The sequence below is a fragment of the Halorubrum rutilum genome (assembly GCF_024494565.1).
On the sequence record NZ_JANHDN010000010.1, the window covers coordinates 38,336 to 60,180 of the forward strand.

At 68.7% G+C, this 21,845-nt stretch carries 18 protein-coding genes and 1 pseudogene; 5 read left to right on the plus strand and 14 right to left on the minus strand.

From position 1 onward, the window contains the following. Positions 1-643: 643 nt before the first annotated feature. The 3 genes and pseudogenes from NO900_RS17660 to NO900_RS17665 all read right to left on the minus strand — a co-directional run. Positions 644-1,001: pseudogene (locus tag NO900_RS17660) on the minus strand (HVO_A0114 family putative DNA-binding protein); the annotation flags it as partial. A gap of 365 nt (positions 1,002-1,366) precedes the next feature. Continuing rightward, positions 1,367-2,002: a hypothetical protein gene (locus NO900_RS17720; RefSeq protein WP_465261789.1), complete on the minus strand. Its 636-nt coding sequence runs from the start codon at positions 2,000-2,002 to the stop codon at positions 1,367-1,369. Next, positions 1,951-2,181 carry a winged helix-turn-helix transcriptional regulator gene (locus NO900_RS17665; protein ID WP_379792177.1) on the minus strand — a complete coding sequence of 77 codons (231 nt, stop codon included), beginning with the start codon at positions 2,179-2,181 and terminating at the stop codon, positions 1,951-1,953. Before NO900_RS17665 ends, NO900_RS17720 begins: the two co-directional genes overlap by 52 nt. An 84-nt stretch (positions 2,182-2,265) precedes the next feature. On the opposite strand from NO900_RS17665, the gene NO900_RS16375 reads away from it, so the two are divergent. Next, on the plus strand, positions 2,266-3,687 hold the full coding sequence (locus tag NO900_RS16375) for a transposase (protein ID WP_256410098.1): 1,422 nt from the start codon (positions 2,266-2,268) through the stop codon (positions 3,685-3,687). A 137-nt stretch (positions 3,688-3,824) separates the two neighbouring features. Here the strand turns inward: NO900_RS16375 and NO900_RS16380 are convergent, their stop codons facing one another. Continuing rightward, complete coding sequence (locus tag NO900_RS16380) at positions 3,825-4,133, minus strand: DUF8065 family protein (protein ID WP_256410099.1); 309 nt, start codon at positions 4,131-4,133, stop codon at positions 3,825-3,827. 169 nt (positions 4,134-4,302) lie between these two features. Further along, positions 4,303-4,995, minus strand: coding sequence for a TetR/AcrR family transcriptional regulator (locus NO900_RS16385; protein WP_256410112.1), 693 nt, complete (start codon positions 4,993-4,995; stop codon positions 4,303-4,305). A 223-nt stretch (positions 4,996-5,218) separates the two neighbouring features. Between NO900_RS16385 and NO900_RS16390 the strand changes: the two genes are divergently transcribed. Both NO900_RS16390 and NO900_RS16395 read left to right on the plus strand, forming a co-directional pair. After that, positions 5,219-6,877 carry a COG1361 S-layer family protein gene (locus NO900_RS16390; protein WP_256410100.1) on the plus strand — a complete coding sequence of 553 codons (1,659 nt, stop codon included), beginning with the start codon at positions 5,219-5,221 and terminating at the stop codon, positions 6,875-6,877. Between the two features lie 3 nt (positions 6,878-6,880). Next, positions 6,881-9,355 (plus strand): efflux RND transporter permease subunit, encoded by a 2,475-nt coding sequence (locus tag NO900_RS16395; protein WP_256410101.1) that lies wholly within the window; start codon positions 6,881-6,883, stop codon positions 9,353-9,355. A gap of 61 nt (positions 9,356-9,416) precedes the next feature. Here the strand turns inward: NO900_RS16395 and NO900_RS16400 are convergent, their stop codons facing one another. The 6 genes from NO900_RS16400 to npdG form a co-directional block, all read right to left on the minus strand. After that, a complete protein-coding gene (locus NO900_RS16400; protein WP_256410102.1) occupies positions 9,417-10,025 on the minus strand; it encodes a hypothetical protein in 609 nt (202 codons plus the stop codon). Further along, positions 10,022-11,296, minus strand: coding sequence for a hypothetical protein (locus tag NO900_RS16405; protein ID WP_256410103.1), 1,275 nt, complete (start codon positions 11,294-11,296; stop codon positions 10,022-10,024). The genes NO900_RS16400 and NO900_RS16405 overlap by 4 nt, the downstream gene beginning before the upstream one ends. 53 nt (positions 11,297-11,349) lie before the next feature. Beyond that, positions 11,350-12,855 carry a tubulin/FtsZ family protein gene (locus NO900_RS16410; protein ID WP_256410104.1) on the minus strand — a complete coding sequence of 502 codons (1,506 nt, stop codon included), beginning with the start codon at positions 12,853-12,855 and terminating at the stop codon, positions 11,350-11,352. A 140-nt stretch (positions 12,856-12,995) separates the two neighbouring features. Beyond that, positions 12,996-14,168 (minus strand): tubulin/FtsZ family protein, encoded by a 1,173-nt coding sequence (locus NO900_RS16415; RefSeq protein ID WP_256410105.1) that lies wholly within the window; start codon positions 14,166-14,168, stop codon positions 12,996-12,998. A 192-nt stretch (positions 14,169-14,360) separates the two neighbouring features. Continuing rightward, a complete protein-coding gene (locus NO900_RS16420) occupies positions 14,361-15,203 on the minus strand; it encodes a polyprenyl synthetase family protein (RefSeq protein ID WP_256410106.1) in 843 nt (280 codons plus the stop codon). A gap of 57 nt (positions 15,204-15,260) precedes the next feature. Beyond that, positions 15,261-15,929 carry an NADPH-dependent F420 reductase gene (gene npdG / locus NO900_RS16425; protein ID WP_256410107.1) on the minus strand — a complete coding sequence of 223 codons (669 nt, stop codon included), beginning with the start codon at positions 15,927-15,929 and terminating at the stop codon, positions 15,261-15,263. A 114-nt stretch (positions 15,930-16,043) separates the two neighbouring features. Here npdG and NO900_RS16430 point away from each other — a divergent pair, with 114 nt between their 5' ends. Together NO900_RS16430 and NO900_RS16435 are read left to right on the plus strand one after the other, a co-directional pair. Next, complete coding sequence (locus tag NO900_RS16430) at positions 16,044-16,349, plus strand: MazG nucleotide pyrophosphohydrolase domain-containing protein (RefSeq protein WP_256410108.1); 306 nt, start codon at positions 16,044-16,046, stop codon at positions 16,347-16,349. A gap of 49 nt (positions 16,350-16,398) precedes the next feature. After that, positions 16,399-16,569 (plus strand): hypothetical protein, encoded by a 171-nt coding sequence (locus NO900_RS16435; RefSeq protein ID WP_256410109.1) that lies wholly within the window; start codon positions 16,399-16,401, stop codon positions 16,567-16,569. Positions 16,570-16,625: 56 nt separating this feature from the next. Here the strand turns inward: NO900_RS16435 and NO900_RS16440 are convergent, their stop codons facing one another. From NO900_RS16440 to NO900_RS16450, 3 genes are all read right to left on the minus strand, one after another. Then, complete coding sequence (locus NO900_RS16440; RefSeq protein ID WP_256410110.1) at positions 16,626-18,323, minus strand: globin-coupled sensor protein; 1,698 nt, start codon at positions 18,321-18,323, stop codon at positions 16,626-16,628. A 115-nt stretch (positions 18,324-18,438) separates the two neighbouring features. After that, a complete protein-coding gene (gene fdhF / locus NO900_RS16445; protein WP_256410111.1) occupies positions 18,439-20,535 on the minus strand; it encodes a formate dehydrogenase subunit alpha in 2,097 nt (698 codons plus the stop codon). 124 nt (positions 20,536-20,659) lie between these two features. After that, complete coding sequence (locus NO900_RS16450; RefSeq protein WP_256410113.1) at positions 20,660-21,598, minus strand: hypothetical protein; 939 nt, start codon at positions 21,596-21,598, stop codon at positions 20,660-20,662. Positions 21,599-21,845: the final 247 nt, after the last annotated feature.

The window sequence follows — 21,845 nt, forward strand, 5'->3', positions numbered from 1 at the left end:
TGCGCCGCCGCGTGGGTCGACGCCACGGCTGCCAACCCGAATTTCCCCGCGAGATCGGCCATACCGCCGCATAAACGGCGATGATCAGGGAATCTTCCCACCGCAATAGATCGTGTGACAACGAGTGAAACACTGCGGCGGCACACGTCACCAGCCGCCGCCGCGCAAACGCAGGGATAACCGCTGTGCCGCGGTGGCCACACACACCAGCAGATCGCCAGACAGCAGCCGGATCACAGCGCTGCGGTCCCAGACCTGGTGTTGTCGCTGCTCGCCGTCTCGGTGCAAACAGTTCACTAACCCGATATATCGAATCGCCCCTACCACCCCCGGTGTGTCCGGGGTGGTTGCCGGAAGCGCGCAACACTCATCAGTACGTTGAGTATCCGTACGCGCCCGATGATTGTTTGGTGGCCCGGCTTGCCGACGCGTCGCTTGTCGTGGGTTCCGCTTCGTCCCGGAACCCGGCCACGCTCTCACACGGTGCCCTGAGCGTGACACACAGACTACGAGAGCAGTATCGCTCTCGCTGTGTTCGTTTCACACGTTGTTCGTGATAGTGTTGCGGCAGGGCGCATGCCTGAAACACACCGAATTTGACCTCTTCCTCCGCATGAACGCGGAGGAATCCCACCACGGAATTTTAGGTCGTGATCACTGCCGCATCGTCAGATTCCGGATCGAAAGGAAGGGTGATGACGAGTTCGTCGAACCAGACGACCGGGCGCTTCCGCCGGCCGTCCTCCTCGAAGAAGACGAGACCGAGCCGGGAGCTCCCCGTGGACGTTCTTCGCGTCCCGGTCGACGACCCGCGCGGTCTCGTTGCTGCTCGCCGGCTCCTCCCGACGGACGGCCTCGATGAGATCGAGGACGCGTGGCGTCAGCGTCCCCATGAGTTCGTCGTCACTCGCGACCGAGAGCGTCGGCGTGGACTCCGCCGACTCGCCCCGTTCGAGGGCCTCGATACCGTCGGTACCGTCATCGTAGAGCTCGCCGGACGATTACGGAGAATCAAGGAGAAAGCCTCGCGCTTCAGCGCGGGAATGAATCCGACAATTCTCTACAGCAACCACAAACTTCTGTCCGGGTGTTTTAAGTGAGTAATTGTCGTACCAATAGTTATCCGAGGCGGTCTATCCGCCCACCTAATCGGACAATATCGGGATTCCCGACTACACACAGAAAACACCCTTTCTGTTGTAGTGTTCGGGTACAGTAAGAAGTACCTCTGAATCCCATGCCGGGATAGGAGTAACGGCTGATTGGCACAGCCAGTAGCCGTCACCGGGACAGCTACAAACCGTAAACACCCCAAACCAGCGGTGCGGGGCCGTGGGAATCTTCGCCCTTCAGGACGGAGAGGATGTCAAGGGAGCAGATCGTTCGGGAGATACTCCGAGCAATCGACCGGAATCGCGTCCCACGCCGCCTGAATCGCTTGATAGCCAGTCCAACCTTCCCCTCGAAGCATCTCCCCACAGGCCTGACAAAACTCCGCTACGGTACACTCTCCCTCGTCGAGTAACAGATACAGCAGAAACGTCGGAGCAACGGCTCTCCCGGTTGTCGCTCCCGTGTCACCGAATACTCGATTGATACTCTGACGCCCGCGCGCGTCCATCAAGATAGCGAACCGATATCGCTCCGTGTTCTGTTCGATCTCCGTCTTCACGGACTTCTCCCCGGCATCTTCTCCGTGCGGTCGAGGAACACACGGAACCGTGGTAAACGAGTTATCGTCGTCGTCGAACGGCTCAAGAGCCCTCTCGCTCCCGTCGTGAACCCATTGCTCTTTCGTCCCGTCACGCGCGTACTCAGACAGCTCCCGAACGTGACGCTTGAGCTCGTGCTGACATGTAGCGAGCGGAAGCCCATCCCATTCAGAGGTGGGTGCAAGCGATAGGCACACAGAACTAACCCACAGGCGACACTCTATCCGTAATTCCCACGTTATGATTCGTCGGTCGGCCACCAGACGACAGCACGACTGCCAACTTTCCATCGCTCAACCTGTCCCTCTTCTTCTAACTCCTGTAATCGTCGGAGTACTGTCTGTTTCGATACGTCCAACAGTCCAGCCAATAGTGTCCCAGTCGCCACTGGTTTGTCAACATCGTCAAACGCTGTCAACACGTCCTCAGACGTCACATCTCTCGGTCGTCCGATCCCGTCTTTTGCCATATAGTACTGTATCCATCCCTCGAACAAAAACACCAGTATCCCACAGGACTTATAATTCTGGAACACAAGTAACAAAACACGACGATGGCGGCCACAAACGAGGAAAAGAGAACGCGAACGAACACCTTCGCACTCGCTCCGAAGGCGGAGTGGAAGAAGGTGTGTCTCATTGAGTTACTGGACTCGGCAGCCGCCCTCGTCAACATCGTCACCTACTACCGCCGCCAAGCTCACTTCGACGGCAATCAGACGCGAACTGACGTGTGGAGTGCCATCACAAAAACCGAGATCCGTAACCGCTTCCAGTCAGTTCTCGGTCGAGCAATCACTGACAAGATGCTCGATAAGTGTGATGAACAGTGGAGAGCGTTTTTCGAGCAAGTCGACAACTATGAAGGCGGTGACCGTGAGAACAAACCCGGCGTCCCCGGCTACTGGAAAGACAATAATAAGCGAGTACTGAGGGCGTGTATTCGCAACGACGCTTACACGGTTGAATGGGGCGAGCACAGCCGGATCGAGCTTGCACTTGGTAGCGACTTGAAAGAGAAGTACGACATTCCACTCAATCAGCGGATTCGCATTCAGATCAAGGGCAATCCACAGTACGACGGTCACGGTGGGCGCTTGGAACTGGGATACGACAGAACCACCGAAGCATTCACGGCAAAACAGCCGGTCACGTTTTCCGACGACACAACACGGGCTACGGATTCCAGCGACGAGGAATGCGTAGCCGCTGTGGATGTCGGTGCTAACAATTTCGTCGCTGTCACTACAACCAACGGCCACCAGCGCGTGTTCCACGCCCGTCCGTTGTTCGACCGCTTCCACCACTACACTGAACGGATCAGTGAGTTGCAGTCCCAGCTTCCCGAACAGATGGACAGCAGTCGGTTGATAGAGAAGGTGTATGCGAAGCGCACGAGACACCGCAATCACGCTCAAGACGCTCTTGTTTGCCACCTTACACGTCTCTTCTCAGAGTGGGGTGTGAAAGCAGTTTATGTCGGGAAGCTAGACGATGTCCGTGAGAAACACTGGTCAGCAACGGTTAATGAGAAAACGGATCTGTTCTGGGCGCACGGCCGCTTCCGTCGCAGGATGCAGACCGTCCTAGAGGGGCAGTATGGCATCAGTGTCGAAGAAAAGTCAGAGGCAGGTACATCCAGTCAATGCCCACGCTGCGATGAAGGGGCGCACGTCGCGCGCAACGGCGACGTGTTCCAATGTGGTGGATGTGGCTTTGAAGGTCACAGCGATGTGGTGGGAGGCGAGAATTTCCTGCAAAGCGTGGTGGATGACGATGTTGATTTCACCGGAAGAAGGCCGATGGCACGGCCTGTGGACTCAGGTCAGAACGGGCCTGAGAGGGGACACCAGACAGTGCCCCGCCTTGAGTGGGACGATCACTGCTGGCGACAGCGTGGTCACGCGACCAAAGAGGAGCCCACAAACCAAAGTACCCGCAAGGGGAATCTTACCTCAGAGGCAGGGTCGGCCTGAATCACCCACCGAGGAGTCCCACGGCTGAAGCCGTGGGAGGATGTCAAAGACGTTCGTCGTCGTCAACTGTATGTTGTCCGTAATTCGCGCGTCCGTATCGACGATAATTGGATGGCGCACATCATCGTCCGCCATCTTCACCTCTGGAACACGTCACTCGTGTCGAGCTCCGCGGCCTCCTCGAAGGCCTCCCGCTCCCGCTCAATTTCGTTCAAACCGTCGCCGAGAAGGATCTCTGCGACTTCCTCGGAGAGCTCTCCCCGCTTGTATCGCTGATGGAGAGTGATTTTCTCCTCGTCTGAGAGGACTTCACGGAGCTTCTCTCGGAGACCCCGCCGAGCAAGCTCACTGACGTTGATCCCACCGAGACGCATCTGATCGACGATTTGAGTCGCTTCCTTTTCCGTTTCGCCTCGGAACTGGATCTTGTCGCTATTCGTGGCCATCTCGCCATATATCCTCACTCTATGGTAATAGCTGTTGTGACACGCCATCCGTGTCAGTACGATACATTGTACCAGGCACTACCATGACGCTTCGACGATGCTAAACGAAGCGATCACAGTACCGTATATCAGTGATCGCCATGGCCTGCCGAGTCGGAGTCCGCGACGGTCACTCCTCAGTCGTCTCGTCTCCTGCGAACAGCCCGGCGACGACCGTCTCGATCAGCGTCTCCTCGACCGCGTCGTAGGTCCCGTCCGGGACGACCGGCGTCTCCCGCGCCTGCGTGACGAAGAGCAGCGACCGCAGGAGCCCGCGAACGATCTCCGGGTCGTCGATCCGGAAGTCGTCGCGGGCGACCCACTCTTCGGGCTGCGGGAGCACCCGTCCGAAGCCGGTCCTGCTGTCGCCGTCTCCGCTGTCCCCGCCCGTGCCGTCGCCGCCCGCGGTGCAGGCTCCGGCGTCGTCACCCTCGCCGGCGTCGCCGAAGCCCGTCCCGTTCAACTGCGCCTCGACGCGCCGGATCTCCCCGTCGACGAACAGCCGCCGGATCAGGGGGTTCGACCGCACCTGTCCGAGCGTCGTCCGCAGGACCGTCTCGGCCTCCGCCCGCGGGGTCTCCGCCTCGGCGACCGCCGCTTCGAGCTGGTCGAACAGACGCTCGCGCTCGGCGACCAACACCGCGAGGTACAGCTCCTCCTTCGAATCGAAGAACTGGTAGAACGTGCTCGTGCCGATCCCCGCCGCGTCCGTCACGTCGCTCACGCGCGTGCGGTCGAAGCCGTGCAGCGCGAACAGCTCGTGGCCCGCCTCGGTCAACTCGCCCCGAATGCGCTCGCGGTCCTCGTCGGAGAAGCGCGTCACGACGCCCCCCGCCGAGCCGGCCGTCGACCGGGCCCGGCGTCTCGGTTTCTCTGTCTCATACTCGGCCATGCGACTCCACGAAAGAAACGTTTATTGATTCGTGAGCTAAGGTGCGAACGTGCAACGAGCCTGCTTCCTCTCGCCGACCAGTCCCGCTCCGGAGTCCCTCCGACCCCGGAGCGCGAACGCCTCGACCGCCGCGACCGCCGAGGCGCGGTAACGCATGCGGACGCGACAGCTGTCTGTCGTCCTCGTGAGCGTCCTGCTCGTCGCGAGCGGCGTCGGCGTCGGCGCCGTCGGGGCGTCGCTCTCCGGCGGCGACCCCGTGGACACCGCCGGCGCCGATGCCGCTGCGAGCGTCGCCGGCGACGCGCCCGCGCAAGCGGGGAGTAACATCGGCGGATCGCCGGACCTCGACGTGTTCGCGCCGAACCCGAACCTCGTACCGGGACGGACGAACGAGGTCACCCTCCAGATCGCCAACGACGGGAACTTCCGGTTCGGGAACGCCGCGAACAGCGAGCTCGTCACCACGGCACGCGATGTTCGCGTCGATGTCGAGGCGAGCGGTCCGCTCTCCGTCGAGTCCGGCGAGACGTCGATCGGCAGCGTGACGACGAACGCGCCCGGTGAGCTACCGGTGAGCCTGAACGTGCCACAGGACGTCGAGCCCGGCACGTACACCCTCGACCTCGACCTCACGTACGGCTACATCTCCGCCGGTGAGAGCCGGACCGTGACGGTCTCCCGCGATGTTGACGTGCGCGTCCGCGACGACGCCCGCTTCCGCGTCGTCGGCGTAGAGACCGACGCGCAGGTCGCCGACTCAGGGATGCTGACGGTCGAACTCGAAAACACCGGGTCGGAGCCGGCTACCGAGGCGGACGTCCAACTCACCTCGGCCGCCGGGGTGCTCACCTTCGGCGGCACCGGGTCGAGCACGGCTCGAATCGCCGAGCTGGCGCCCGGCGAGACGGCAACGGTCACCTACGACGTCGAAGTTGCCCCCAACTCGGCCGTCCGGTCGTACGTGGTCACGGGACGGGTCGCGTTCAAGGACCCCGACGGGATCAGGCGAACCGACGAGACGATCTCGCTCGGAGTCCGCCCCCAGGGCGAACAACAGTTCTCGATCGGCAACGTGAGCGCGGATCTCCGCGTCGGTGAGGACGGAGATGTCTACGGGACGGTGACGAACGACGGCCCCGCGACGGCGCGAAACGTCGTCGTTCAGTACGCCGAGGAATCGCCGAGTCTGATTCCGGTCGAGGAATCTGTCGCCGTCGGGACGCTTGAACCCGGTGCCTCTGCCGACTTCCGACTGCCGCTCGCGGTGAGCGGCGAGGCGGAAGCGGTCGCGCGCACCGCCGACGTGGCGGTTCAGTACCGCAATGCCGAGATGGAGCGACGCAGTTACCAAGATCTCGAGCTGTTGTTCGACATCGCTCCCGAGCGCGATCGGTTCGACGTCGCGGTCGCGGACCGGACCATCCAGGCGGGCGGCGAGCGCACCATCTCCGTCGAGGTGACGAACAACCTCGACGAGGAGGTCAGCGACGTCGAGGCGCGGCTGTTCGCCGACGACCCGGTCGCGACCGGCGACACCGACACCGGCTACGCGCAGTCGATCGCGCCCGGCGAGAGCGTGACGATGACGTTCGACCTGTCCGCGACCGGGTCGGCGACGCCCGGCAGCACGTATCCCATCTCGTTCGACTTCCGGTACGACGACGCCGACGGTAACAGCCAGCTGTCGGACACCGTTCGCGTCCCCATCGACGTGACGGAGTCGGAGGGCGGCGGGCTACCGCTACCGGCCCTCGCGGTCGTGCTTCTGGTCGTTGTGGCCGGCGCCGCGGTGTTCTACCGACGGAGGGAGTGACCGATGAGCCAGCTCGGCGATCGGATCGAAAACGCGACGATCGCGCTCAGCGAGATTGTCGTCGTCCGTCGAAGGGCGGTCATCGTCGCCTTCCTCCTCGTCACGGCGGTGTTCGCCGGCGGGATGACGATGGTCACGACCGAGTCGGACGCGACCGACAGCTTCACCCAAGACGTTCCAGCACAGAACGCCCTCGACGCCGTTGAAGAGGAGTTCGAGGCGCCGTTCGCCCCCGACGACGAGTCCACGCAACTCGTTCAGACCGGCACGAACGTGCTCTCGCGAACGGACCTCCTCGCGAACCTCCGCGTACTCGAACGCGTCGACGAACGCGAAGAGCTCCGGATGGCGTCCGCGAACGGTCCGGCGACCCTCGTCGCACAGCAGCTCGACCCGAGCGCGACGACGCCGACGGAGCAACAACGGGCGATCCGAACGGCGACCGACACCGAGCTCCGAGCGGCGATCCGGGCGGCGAACGAAGGCCCGCGGTTCGACAGCCTCGTGTCCGACGACTTCAATCCGAACGAGGCGTCGGCGTCCGCCTCGGTGACGGTGATCACGCACGACGTGCCACAGGGGTTCTCCGACGGCGACCTCCAGACGGTACAGACGACCATCGAGACGATGGCGGCGGACGAACCGGCCGACATCCGCGCGTTCGGCAGCGGGATCATCAACGCGGAGACCGGCCAGATCATCGGCGACTCGCTGGCGCTCGTGATGCCGATCGTCGCCGTGTTGCTGCTGGGCTTTCTCATCATCGCCTATCGGGACCCGATTGATCTCGCGCTCGGGCTCTCGGCGCTGGTGATGACGCTGATCTGGACGTTCGGATTCCTCGGCTTCTCGGGGATTCCGTTCACTCAACAACAGATCTCGACGCCGGTGTTGCTCCTCGCCGTCGGCGTCGACTTCGGGATTCACATCATCAACCGGTACCGCGAGGAGACGGTCACCGGCCTCGAGGCGGTCCCGTCGATGCGGATCGCGACGCGGCAGCTGATGATCGCGTTCGTCATCGTCACGGCGACCGCGGTGTTCGGATTCGGCGCGAACGCGCTGTCTGACCTTCCGCCGATCCGGAACCTCGGCATCATCTCGGCGGTCGGGATCGTGTTCACGTTCCTCATTTTCGGGCTGTTCCTCCCCGCGGCGAAGCTCGAAGTCGATCGACTCCGGGAGCGGTTCGGCGTTCCCGAGTTCAACTCGGAACCGATCGCCTCCGAGGAGTCCTCGCTCGGGCGGCTGCTCTCGGTGTTCGCAACGGCCGGCGATCGCGCACCGATCCTCCTCGTCATCGTCATTCTGCTATTCGGCGGCGGTATGGCCGCGTACGGCACCGGCGTCGACACCTCGTTCTCACAGGAGGACTTCCTTCCCCCGGAGGAGGAACCCGCGTACGTCCAGTACGTCCCCGAACCGTTCGCCCCCGGCGAGTACACCGTCTCGTCGACGCTCGACATCTTGGAGGATCGGTTCGCCACGAATCAAGACGAGTCGATCACGATATACGTCGAGGGGCCGATGGAACGCGACGACGCGTTGGAAGGGTTGGTACGGCCGAACGACGACCCGCCCGAAACGCTCGCTCTCGGCGACGAAAACCGGGTCCGTGCGGAGAGCATCGTGACGGTGATTCGTGACCGCGCGGACCGCGATCCGGCGTTCGCCGCGCTCGTCGCTCGGAACGACCGGGACGGAGACGGGATTCCCGACCGGAATCTCGACCGCGTCTACAGCGCCTTGTTGTCCTCGCCGTCCGGCGACCGGGCGGAGCGGTATCTGACCGAGGACCGTCGCAGCACACAGGTGGTTTACAGCGTCGAACCGGACGCCGAACAGGGGGTGGTGACCGCCCAGAGCCAGGAGTTCGCGACCGAGTTCCGGTATACGGCGACCGCAACGGGAAGTATCGTCGTCTTCGACGCGATCTCCGGGATCATCTTCGACTCGGCGATTCAGGGGCTCCTGTTGTCCCTGTTGCTCACGGCCGTGTTCCTGATGATCGTGTACGGAGTGCTCGAGTCGAAACCGCTGTTGGGGATCGTGAACGTGTTTCCGATTCTGGTGTCGGTGGCGTCGCTCGTAGGTACGATGCGACTGCTCGGTCTCGCTCTCAACGCGCTTACGGCGACGTTGCTGTCGATCGGCGTCGGGCTCGGGATCGCGTACTCCGTACATATCACCGCACGGTTCGTCGACGAGTACGACCGACGTGGAGACGCGCTCGACGCGATCCGCACGACGCTGACCGGCACCGGCGGCGCGCTCCTCGGGAGCATGCTCACCACGTCGCTCGGCACGGGAGCGCTCGCGCTTGCGATCACGCCCGTGCTGGGTAACTTCGGGTTGTTGATGGGGTTGAGCGTCGCGTACTCGTTCATTATTTCGGTCGTCGCGCTGCCGCCGGCACTGATACTATGGGACCGAGCGTCCGGGGCCGAAGCGCGAGCCATGGCGGCGCTCCGAAGCTGAATCCGGGTCGGCGAGGAGCCGTGGGGTCCCGCTGCCCGCCGCCGCCCGCCCGGGCGTCCCGTTACGGCGGATTCGCGCGCCGGACCGCGATCTCCAGGTCGAACTCGGCCGGGTCGGTCGAGTCGTTCGCGTCCTCGGCGTCGTACCGCACCACCACGTCCTCGAACGTCCGCGTCCCGGAGTCGAACGACTCGAAGTCGCCTTCGACGTAGGTCCGCCCAACCGCCGTCCGCTCGTCGACCCGCGGCGGGTGGTACGTCCGGTCGTCCTCCGGCGGCTCGTAGTAGGCGTCGACCCGGAGTTCGAGGGTGCCGTACGCCTGCTCGCCGGTGTTGCGAACGGTCACGTCGGCGACGATCTGCGACAGGAGGTTCGACTCCACGATCCGAACGATCTCGGTCTCTTCGACCGTAACTCCGGCCGGACCGGGCGACGCGTCCCCGTCGCCGTCGGCCGCGTCCGCGGTCGGTTCCGCGTCGTCGGAGCCGTCGGTCGCCTCGCTCGCAGTCGACTCGTCGTCCGCCGCCGGCGCCGTCTCCCCGGACTGGTCGCCGCCGGCCGTCTCTCCGGTCTGGTCGGCCGCGTTCGATCCGTCCTCGACGAGACACCCCGCGAGCGCGATCGGGACGGCGGCCGCGAGGAACCGCCGCCGCGAGGGCGGTCGGGTCACGCCGCCACCCAGGCGTCGGGAAGCCGACCCTGCCAACGGGGGCGCTCCTCCCACGCGTCGCCGGAGAAGCCGGTCGCGAGGACGAACTCGCCGGCCTGTAGCAGGTAGCCGTACTGCACGCCGGCGAACTCGCCGAGGTCCGTCCGGTCGCTCCCCACCTCGCGGTGGTAGTAGCGGTGCCACTCGACCGCGTCGTCGGCCGCCTCCGTCGCCGGCGAGATCGGCTCGCGGCCCTCGGTCGCGCCCGCCGCCAGCGCGTCGGCGAGTCGGTCGCTCGCGGTCTCTGCGTCGGCGTACCGCTGGACGTGGAGCGGCGCCCCGTCGAGCTCGCTCGGCGGCCCGCGGAACGCGTCCCCCCGACGGTCGGCCGGCTCCGGACGGTCCGCGAAGGTGAAAAACAGCTCCGCGGTCCGGCCGTCCGGCCGGACGACCGGGCCGAGCCGCTCGCGGAGCGACTCGCGGCGCGCCGCGGGCAGCGCGTCGTCGGTGAACGTCGGCGGGTACGTCTCGCCGTCGTCCTCGTCGTCTCCGTCCGGGTACGGCCGGTGCGCGAGCGTCGCGAACCGGCGGCGCTCCGGGACCGCGAGCTCGACGACGACCCCGTCCGGGTCGCCGGGGGCCAGCCGGTCGAGCAGGCGGTTGTGGATCGGGTCGCGCGAGAACCGCCGGCCGACGTAGATCGGCGTCCGGATCTGGAAGAACGACAGGCGCATCCGTTCGAGCTCCTCCGCGAAGCGGTCGGCGTCGTTCCGCCGGGCGAACCGATCGAGCACCGGCACGTGTCTGTCGGTCCGCGAGCGGAGCAGTCCCGCGGGGTAAAAGTGCGGTTCGAGCGCGGCCGCCGCGCGTTCGGCCGCGTCGTACCCGGCGGCTTCGAGCCGCTCGGCCATCCCGACCGTCGGATCGGTCGCCTCGCGGACCGACTCCCGGACGGCGTCCACGTCGGCGAGCACGTCGGCGGTCGCCTCGCGGTAGACGCGGATCGCGGCCTCGTACGACGTCGCGAACCACAGCGCGTCGCCGACGACGCCCCGCGTCGCGGCGGCGAGCGCGGGGTTCGGTCCGGACCTGCCGTCGTCGTCGGATCCGTCGTCGTCGGATCCGTCGCCGTCGGACCCGTCGCCGTCGGACCCGTCGGGCGCCGTCCCGCCGTCGGCGTCCCCCTCCGAGTCCGGCTCGTCGGGATAGGTGACGCCGTCGACGCCGAGACAGCCGGCGAATCCGGCGGCGACGCCGACGCCAGCTAGGAGGTCGCGTCGCGTCCGTTGCACGCACTCCACTCCGACGGGGGAGAACTTAAATTGCCCCCGCCGACGACCGGGCCTCACTCCCCCCGGTCGTCGCCGGCGGTGAAATCGAATCCGTGGACCGATTCGTCGCCGTCCTCGCTCACCGAGTTGTCCGTCTCCGCCGCCGCCTCCGAGTTCGCCCCGTCGGGCTGCGCTCCGGTCACTCCGTCGGTCGGATTCCCAGTCTGTACCTCTTCGGACGCGGGCGAGTCGCCCGTCGCGTCGTCGCCGGCCGCGCCGTCGGCCGGATCGGCGGCGGACCGCGCGGCGGCGTCAGCGGCGCCGTCCGCCGCGTCGCCCAGCACCGTCGTGCCGTCGTCGCCCGCGTCCGACGCGTCCAGCGCGGCGACCGCCCGGCGCTGGATCTCGTCGATCCGGGGCACGTCCGTGACGTTCGAGAGCACCACGGTCGCGGTGACCTCCGTCGCGCCGGGGACCGGCTCGTCGCCGGCCAACACCTCGACGGTCCCCGTCTCCTCTTCGAGGAGGTACCGCCCCGTCTCGAACCCCTTCCGCGAGATCGCGTCGGGCGGCCCGGAGAGGATCACCAACACCCGGTCGGCCGAGTCGACCGAACAGGGGAGCGTCAGCGTCGATTCGAGCGCCCGGCGCACCAGCCGCTTCACGGTCGCGGCGTCGGCGTCCGCGCCGTCGCTCTCCGGCGCATCGGCGATCCCCAGCAGCCGGAGCAGGCGGGTCACCACGCCCGCGTCGTCGGGCGTGAGCTCGCGCGTCGCGTGGCCGATCGAGGCGACGCCCCCCACTTCGAGCGTTCGGGTCACGTCGGCCGGGTCGATGCGCAGCTCCGAGACGGACTCGGGGTCGCGCTCGCCGGCCCCGAAGAGCGCCAGCACGCGGGCGGCGATCGCGTCGTTGATCGCGTCGTACCGCTCGGTCACCGGGTCCCCCCGGCGCCAGGCCTCGTTGTCGACCGGGAAGACGGCGTCCGCGAGCGGCACGACCGTCCGGATCCCGCGGGCCGCGGTCAGCGCCCGGCGGTCCGGCTCGGTCGCGGCCGGCAGGGCGCCGAGGACGTACACGGGCGTCTCGTAGATCGAGTCGAGCTCTTCGAGCAGGACGCTCCCGACGCCGGTCCCCGTCCCGCCGCCCAGGCCGGCGACCAGCATCGTCCCGGCCACCTCCGTCTCGTCGATCCGGTCGAGCGCCCGGCGGATCTCGGGCCGCTCCGCCTCGGCGACCGCCGCACCGGTCTCGGGGTCCCCGCCGACGCCGAACGGGTCGATCTCGCTCGTGTACGCCTCCGTCTCGTCGACATCTCCGGCGCCGTCGGCGGGCTCGGCGCCGTCGACCGCGTCGGCCTCGGCGGGATCGGGACGCCGTCTGACCGCGGGGTGCGTGTCGCCGAGCAGGACGCGCCTGTCGTCGGGGACGGCCGTCGCGGCCCGAAACGCGGCGTCGTCCGTGTTGAACACGAGGACATTCCCGTCGCTGACCGACCGCCCGGAGGCCCGCTCGGCCCGGACCAGCCGGTCGACGATCCGGGTCCCGGCGTCGCCGACGCCGACGAACGCGAGCTTCATGCGACCACCGGCGGCGACCGTCCACCGGCGACCGAGCCGGCGCCGTGGCCCCGGTCGGAGCGCTCGCCGAGGGGACGGCGCCTCGGACGCTCGGTGACGCGAGCGCCGTCGGGGCGCCCGGCCGCTCTGGTTCGGGGCATTCAGACGATCGGGTCCAGGTCGTCGTCGTCGTCGGTGATCAGCGACTGGATCTCCTCTTCGCGGACCGCGTCCTGCTCTCTGATCTTGTTCTGCGCGTCGACCGCCTGGCTCTGGATCTCGTCGATCCGGGGCGTCTCCGTGACGTTCGAGAGCAGCACGACCGCAGCCAGCGTCGACGAGTCGGGGCGCGGGTCGTCGCCCGCGAGCACGTCGACGGTGTCGGCCGCGTTCTCCAGCCACTCGCGGGCGGACTCGACGCCCTTCCGCGAGATGACCTCCGGGGGTCCGGCGAAGACGATGAGCGCGCGGTCCGCGCTGGATATCTCGCAGGGGACGGTGAGCCGGGAGTTGACCGCCCGGCGGACGAGCCCCTTGATCTTCGCGGCGTCGGTGGACTCGCTCTCGGGCTGGTCAGACTCGTTGAACTTCGACAGCAGGCCCTGTTTCGCGGGCGCGAGCTCGGTCGACGCGTAGCCGATCGAGGAGACCCCGCCGACCTCCAGGGTCCGCATGATGTCGCTGGAGTCCATCGCGTTCTCGCCGACCTCGCTCTCGTCGACCTCGCCGGCCGCGAGCAGGGTGACGATCCGGGTCGCGAGCTCCTCGTTCATCTCCTCGTACCCCTGCTCTATCGTCTGTCCCCGCGAGCGCCAGGCGTCGTTGTCGAACGCGATGAAGTTGTCGACCTTGGTGACGAACGACTGGAGCGAGCGGGCGGCGTTGAGCGCCGGCCGACCGCCCTCGTACTTGCCGGGGAGCACGCCGAGCCCGTACACCGGCTCGTCGTACATCTTCTGGATCTCCTCGATGACGACCGGCGCGGCCCCGCTGCCGGTGCCGCCGCCGAGCCCGGCCGCGACGAGCACCGCGTCGACCTCGTGGATCTCGACGTCGTCGAAGACGCGCCGGATCTCGTCGATGTCGGTCCTGGCGACCTCCGCGCCGATCTCGGCGTCGCCGCCGACGCCGTGACCGCGGGCCTTGTGGTGCGTGTCGCCGATGAGGACGCGGCGGTCCTCGGGGATGTTCTGCGGCTTGGCGAGGTCCGTCCGCGCCGTGTTGATGACGAGGGCGTGCCGACAGAGGTTCCGGCCGGTCTCGACCTCGAACTCGATCATCCGGTCGATGAGCTTGCTGCCGGCGTTCCCGACCCCGATGGTCGCGAGCTTCATCGGTTCGCCTCCGGTCGCGGCTCGACGGTTCCGTGCGATCGCGGCCGCGTTCGGGTCCCGACGGTCCGCGCGCGAATCTCGGTTCTCATGTGATTGTCCGGTCTCTCGGGCTCGACGGGTATTAAGGTGTGTCAGACGCGGGCGGCGCGGTCGCCCTCGGAGACGAGTCCCGTCCGCCCGGAGACGACCGACTCAGCGCTCCCGGACGACCACGAACTCCGCGAGGTCGCGGAGGTACTCGATCGCCTCCGTCTCCGGCGGGTCGGCGTCGTCGAGCGCCGACAGCGCCAGCTCGGACTGCTCGCGGGCGCGCTCGTCGATCTCCGCCGGCGACAGCGACGTGACCTGCACCACCGAGGGGCGGTCCATCTCGGCGTCCTGCCCCGTCGGCTTGCCGAGGTCGCCGGCGTCGGCGGTCGCGTCGAGCACGTCGTCGCGCATCTGGAACGCGACGCCGACGCGCTCGGCGTACTCGCCGAACGAGTCGATCGCGTCGGGGTCGGCGCCGCCGGCGACCGCGCCGAGCTCGGCGGCGGCCCGGAACAGCGCGCCGGTCTTCCGGCGCGCGAGCTCCATGTACTCCGCCTCCGTGGTCGGGCGGTCGGCGAGCTCGGTCGCCTCGCCCTCGCCGAGCTCGACCATCGCCTCGGCGACGGTCCGCATCGCGCGCGGCTCCGCGGAGAACAGCCCGAACGCCTCGCCGAGCAGGCCGTCGCTGGCGACGATCGCGGGGCCGTACCCGAACTCCGCCCAGGCAGAGGGAGTGCCGCGTCGGACCGCCGAGCGGTCGATGATGTCGTCGATGACGAGCGACGCGTTGTGGACGAACTCGATCCCGGCCGCGAAGTCGACGGCGTCGTCGGGGTCGCCGTCGAACGCCTCGCAGGCGAGGATCGTCACCGCCGGGCGGACGCGCTTGCCGCCGGCGAGGACGACGTGGCCGACCTCGTCGGACAGCTCCTCGGGCTCGACCTCGTCGATGACGGCCTCAAGCCGGTCCTCGACCAGCGCGACCCGGCGCTCCAGGTACTCCATCTATCGTCCGGAGGCGCCGGTCGCGCAAAGGCCTAACGGAACGGCGGTCGCCACCGCCTACTTGAACTCGATCCCGAGGTCGTGAAGCCCGTCGTTGTTGCTCGCGACGTTGATCAGGAGCGGCGTGAGTCCCTCGATCTCGGGGGCGTTGGCGAGCCCGCCGGCGTCGAGCGCGCGGAGCCCGTCGATCCCCTCGGCGACGTCCGCGACGGTCCGCTTCGCGTCCTCGTCGTCGCCGATCACGAGCGTGTCGATCCCGAGGTCGGCGTCGAGGTTCGCGAGCCGCGCGGCCGCGAGGTTGTGGAACGCGCCGACGACGGCGACGCCCTCGGGCGCGGCGTCGGCGACGATCGCCGTCACCGAGCCCGCGCCCGGCTTGTGGTAATGAAAGCCCTCCTCGTCGCGTTTCATCCCCGTCGCCGGCGAGACGAGCACGTCGCCGTCGTCCAGCGCGTCCGCCACCGCCTCCGCGGTGTCGCCGACGTGGTACGGCGGGACCGCGAGGACGACGATCCGGGCGTCGGCGGCCACCGCGGCGTTCTCGCCGCCGGTCACCGCGGCGTCGAGCCCGCGGCTCTCCAGTTCGGTGGTGTACTCCTCGGCCTTGTTCTCGGCCCGCTCCGCCTCGCGAGAGCCGATCGAGACGCGGTGGGACGTGTCGGCCGCCAGCCGGAGCGCCAGCCCCTCGCCGATGTCGCCGGTACCGCCGAGTATCGCGATTTCCATGGGATCGGATGGGTCGCTCGCGTCTTGAGGGTTGCGTGACCGGCCGTCCTCGCCACCGTTCGGGGCGCCGACCGGAACGAGGACTTTTTGCCGGACCGCGCGGAGGCGACCCCCATGGACGAGCAGGACCGCGTCGCCGCGTTCGTCGCCGAGCACGGGTTGGAGACCGACCTCGCGTACCGCGTCCTCGACCTGGAGAGCGAGGTCGGGGAGGTCGCGAAGGAGGTGGCGACCTCGACCGACTACGGGAGCGACCCGGACGCCGCCGCGGTCGCGACCGACGAGATCGGCGACGCGCTGTTCGCGCTGCTCGCGCTCGCCGAGGCCGCCGGCGTCGACGCCGACGAGGCGCTCGCCGAGTCGCTGGCGAAGTACGAGGCGCGGATCGAGTCGTCCGGCGACGCCGGGTCCGGGCGGTAGGGACGCCGCCGAAGCGTCGGTTCAAGTGTGTCGGCCGCCTACTCCACCCATGGCCGACGCCCCGTCGCTCGCGCTCCGCTACGTCGCCTGCGACGCCTGCGGGACGGTGTTCGCGGTGCCCGACGATCCCGACGAGCCGACCGCCTGCGGACGGTGCGGCGCCCGCCCGCTGCGGGAACTCCGCGGGGTCCGGAGGCCGGACGCGTACTTCGCGCCCTAAGACCGGCTCTCGGGCCGCGGCCCTCGCGGCGCGACCGGCGCGTCGCCCCTGCCGATTCACCGCAGGTCGTCCATCTCTAGCTCCCCGGCCGCGATCGCCCGCAGCTCCGCGTCGGAGAGGCGCTCGATCACGAACTCGGGCATCCCCTCGGGGAGCCCGGGCGGTATCGAGGGACCGCCGTCTGTCAGCGGCGCCGCCCGGGACCCGGCCTCGGCGCCGTCGACGGCCAACCGACGCACGGTCCGCTCGACCTCCCCGACCGCCGCTGACTGCCGCTCGCTCTCTTCGGCCACCTCCCGCATCCGCTCGCTGATCCGGTTCGACTGCTCGACCACCCCGTCGACCGTCGCGGCGATCTCCTCGGCCGCGGCGGCCTGCTCGTCGGTCACGTCCGAGACCTCGTCGATCCCGTTCGCCGTCTCCGTCACCGCCTCGGCGATGGCCGCGAGGCTCTCGGTCGCGTCGTCGACGCGCTCGCTCCCCTCGTCGACACGGACCGTCGTCTCAGAGAGGCTCTCGACGGTCTCCTCGGTGTCGGTGCGGATGCCCTCGACCATCGCCTCGATGTCGCTCGCGTGGCCCTGCGACTCCTCCGCGAGCGACTTGATCTCGTCGGCGACGACCCCGAACCCGGCGCCGGCCTCGCCGGCGCGGGCCGCCTCGATCGAGGCGTTCAGCGCGAGCAGGTTCGTCTGGTCGGCGATGCCGTTGATCGCGTCGACGAACTCGTCGATCTCCTCGACCCGCCGCTGGAGCGTCTCGACGTCCTCCGCCACCTCGTCGACCGCGGCGCCGATGTCGTCCATGGCCCCCGCGGCGTCGTCGGCCGCGTCCGCCCCGTCCTCCGCGAGCGTCTCCGCCCGGCTGCTGGTCCGCTCGACCTCGTCGGCAGTCGACGCCACCTCCTCGACCGTCGCCGAGAGGTTCGCCACCTCCGAGGAGACCTCGGCGACCCGCTGCGACTGGTCCTCAGCCGCGTCGCCGACCTCGGCGGCGCTGTCGGCGACGTCGCTCGCCGACTCGCGCAGGTCGGCGATCGGCTCTTCGACCTCCGCTTCCACGTCCGCCATCAGCCGCTCGTTCCGCTCGACCGCCGCCGAGAGCTTCTCGCTGTACGAGTGGATGTACGTGTCCGTGACGACCTGCATGTCGAGGTTGACGATCCGGAGGATTGAGAGCAGGTCCTCGACCGCGCCGTCGACCTCCTCCTCGACCGCCGCCGCGGTCGCGTCGTCGACCGTCTCACCGGCGGCGTCGGGGGCCAGCCGGTCGGTGAGCGAGTCCGCGAGCCGATCGCCGACGATCGGCAGGATGAGGTCGTAGTACACGCCGTACTGGCCGAGGTAGTGTTTCATCGGCATCTCGAGCATGTCGTGGATCTTCCCGATCCGCGCCCGGTCCTCGAAGTACTCCTCGCCGTACTCGCCGCCGGCGAGCGTCACGAGGTACGCCGACTGCGTCCGCTTGAGCTGTTCGATCCCCTTCTCGGACCGACCGATCACGTCGACCGTCTGCTGGTGGCCGGTGAGGTTCTCGTAGAAGTCGTCCGCTATCTGGTCGGCGTTCTCCGCGAACGCGTCCTCGTACCGGCTCAGTCGGCGCTCGTCATCCGCGTCGAAGCCGACGAACTCCTTCCGCCACGCGATCTCGTCCGCGTTGAGCCCAATCTCGTCGACGAGCTCCGACGCGTCGAGCCCCTCGTTCAGGCCGCCCTGGCCGAAGTCGTCCCGGCCGTACTCTCCAGATGTAGCCATACTGAGGGTTCTCCACCTGGATTATATAAACAATAACCCGTGCTTCTCACCGGTGGTAATCGGGGTCAGCGGCGATCTTCGGGGACGGACGGCCCGGAACGCTGCGTCGGCGAGTTCAGTCGTCGCCGGCCGCCTCGCTTCCGTCGGCCGCATCGGCGGCGGGCTCGACGGCGACCGCCGAGTGCTTGAACTCGGGGATCTTCGCCGCCGGGTCCAGCTCGTCGCCCGTCAGCGCGTTCGCGAGCGGCTCGGCGTAGTGGAACGTACAGAAGACGACGCCCTCGCGGACCGCCGGCGTGACCTCGGCCGTCGCCTCGACGGTCCCGCGCTCGTTGGAGACGGTCACCCGGTCGCCGTCCTCGACCCCGCGGTCGTCGGCGTCGCTCGGGTGGACCTGCAGGACGTCCTCGCCGCGCATCGCGGTGAGGCGGTCCGAGCGCCGGCTGAGCGCCCCGCTGTTGAAGTGTTGGAGCACGCGGCCGGTCGTCAGCGTCAGTTCCCCGGCGTCGAGCTCGTCGGCGGGCGGGACCGGGTCGACGACCGCGAGCGGCGCGGCGCGCTCGCCGGTCAGGAACGCCTCCTCGTGTAACACCTCGGTGCCGCTCCCCTCGTCGGCGTCGAACGGCCAGCGCTGGTAGCCGTCGCCGATCCCCTCGTAGCTCATCCCCTCGTAGATCGGGGCGACGCGGGTCAGCTCGTCGAACGCGTCCTCCGGACCGTCGTAGTCGAACGCCTCGGGACGGTCGGTCAGCCGCCGGCCGAGGGCGGTCAGGACCTCGAAGTCGCGCCGGGCGTTCCCCGGGAGGTCGGCGTTGGGGCGCATCCGCATCACGCGGCGGTCGGTGTTCGTCACGGTCCCGGCCTTCTCGGCCCACGCGCTCCCCGGGAGGACCACGTCCGCGTGCGCCGCCGTCGCCGTCTCGAACAGGTCGACGACGACGCAGAAGTCGAGGTCGTCGAACGCCGACCGCACCGCGGTCGCGTTCGGCTCCGTGACCGCGGGGTTCTCGCCGAAGACGACCGCCGCGCGCACGTCGTCGCCGAAGCGGTGGGTCGCCTCGACCTCGGTGAGCCCGGGCTCGGCCGGCGGCTCGACGCCCCACTCCTCCGCGACGCGCTCGCGGGCTGCGGGGTCCGTCACGGGCTCGTAGCCGGGGAGCACGCCCGGGAGCCCGCCGACGTCGCTCGCGCCCTGCACGTTGTTCTGTCCCCGGAGGGGGTTCACCCCGGTCCCCGGACGGCCGACGTTGCCGGTGAGGAGCGCGAGGTTCAACAGAGCGTGGACGTTGTCGGTGCCGCAGCGGTGCTGGCTCGTCCCCATCCCCGTCACGATCGCGGCGCGGTCCGCCTCGCCGTACGCCCGGGCCGCCTCGCGGAGGGTCCCCGGCTCGACGCCGGCCGCCTCGGCGTTCGCCGCGACGTCGACGTCGGCGAGGCGCTCGCGCAGGCGGTCGAACCCGGTCGTGCGCTCCGCGAGGAACGCCTCGTCGACGAGGTCCTCCTCGATCAGGACCGCGGCGACCGCGTTCGCGACCTCGATGTCGGTGCCGGGCCGCAGCGGGACGTGGACGTCGGCCGCCTCGGTCGTGTCGTTCGCGCGCGGGTCGACGTGGACGAGCGTCGCGCCGTCGCGGACCGCCGGCAGGACGTACGACCGGAACGCGACGGGGTGTTGCTCGGCCGGGTTCGCGCCGTTGACGAAGACGCAGTCCGCCTCTCGCAGGTCGTCTAAGCTGTTCGTCATCGCCCCCGCGCCGAGCCGCTCGCTCATCGCGGCGACCGTCGAGGCGTGACAGAGCCGCGCGCAGTTGTCGACGTTGTTCGTCCCGAGGACGCGCGCGAGCTTCTGGAGGACGTAGTTCTCCTCGTTCGTGCAGTTCGACGAGGCGAAGAACTGGACGGCCTCCGGGCCGTGCTCGTCGATCACGCCGCCGATCCCGTCGACGACGCGGTCGAGCGCCTCCTCCCACGGGGCCGTGACGAAGCTCCCGTTGTGCCGGACCAGCGGCTCCGTCAGGCGGTCCTCGTGGTCGACGACGTCGAACGCGGCGGCCCCCTTCGGGCAGATCTCCCCGCGGGCGTTCACCGGTCCCTCGACGCCGGTCGCGCCCCCGCGGCCGGCGTACTCTATCGTACAGCCGACGCCGCAGAACGGGCAGACGGTGGGGTTCGGCTCGAAGCTCCGGTCTGGCGTCTCGCTCGGATCGGTCATCGGGCGTGAGTAGGGGTTCCACGGCCCTCCCGATGGCACCGCCGTAGCGTGGTGTTTTAAATACTCGTCCCGCGCTCCGCGGCCGCACCGGGGAGCCGCCGGTCCGCCCCTCGGCCGCGCCGGCTCACCCCGTCGCGGCGTCGCCGCCGACCGGGGCGACGGCGCGACCGAGCGACAGGAGCCCCGCGGTGACGAGGCAGGCGGCGAAGGCGATCGTGCCGAGCTTCCCGCCGAAGCCGACGAAGTGGGGCGCGGCGCCGACGAACGCGACGCCCGAGACCCCGCCGGCCAGCAGCATCGCGCCGGGGCCCGGGATCCGCTCCGGCGTGGCCATCCCGGCGAACGACGCGCAGAAGGCGACCGCGGCGACCGCGTCCCCGGCGGCGAACAGCTGGGGGCAGACGACGCCGGCGGCGAGCCCGACGACCGCGCTCGCGACGACCGGGCCGTGGTCGAGCCGGACGCTCACGAGGAAGGTGACGAGCGCGGCGACGGCGGCCGCGGCGACGAGCCCCGCCGCGACGGTCGGGGCCGGGACCGACCCCGTCCCGGGGGAGAGCCCGCCGAGCGCCGCCACCGACAGGCAGCCGATGAACGCCGTCGTCCCGAGCTTCCCGCCGAACCCGTTGAACGCGCGCTTGGCGGCCACGAAGACGCCGCCGGCGACGAGCCCCGCCGCGACCACCGCCGCGAGGTCGGCGCCGGCCGCCGGGGTCGCCATCCCGACGAACGAGCCGCAGTACGCGGGGGCGCCGTACGTCTCCGACAGGAGGTACGCGCAGAGCCCGACCAGGGCGGACGCGACGACCGGCCCGATCCCGACCCAGACGGAGAGCGCGTAGGTGACCGGCGCCCCGAGGGCGACGGCGGCCGCGTTGCCGAGGTCGGTGCGCGTGACCCGGAACCCGTCCGCCCGCAGCGCCCACCGGGCCTCCCTGACGGCCGTGCGGCCGAGGCTCGTCGCGGCGACCGCGAGGACGACGGCGACCGCCAGCAGCTCCGTGCCGCCCCCGAGACCGGGGCCGCCGCCGGCCGCCAGTCCGGCGGCGGCCGCGACGCTCATTCCGGCCCCGGCGCCGGCCAGGGCGACCGCTCCGACGGCGTGGATCGCTCGGTGCACGGCCGCGTCTCCGGACCGCGTACCGATACCGATCGACCCACAGTATTGCGGGTGTTCTCGGGGGGCTGTGTTGAATCGCCATACAGCAGCGAGGTAGGCCACTAAATCAAAGGAGTTGAAGCGGGAAGATTCGGTTGCCTATGACACAAATCTCCCGCTTCATCGGGGAGGTTGTGCCGGTTGCTCAAAG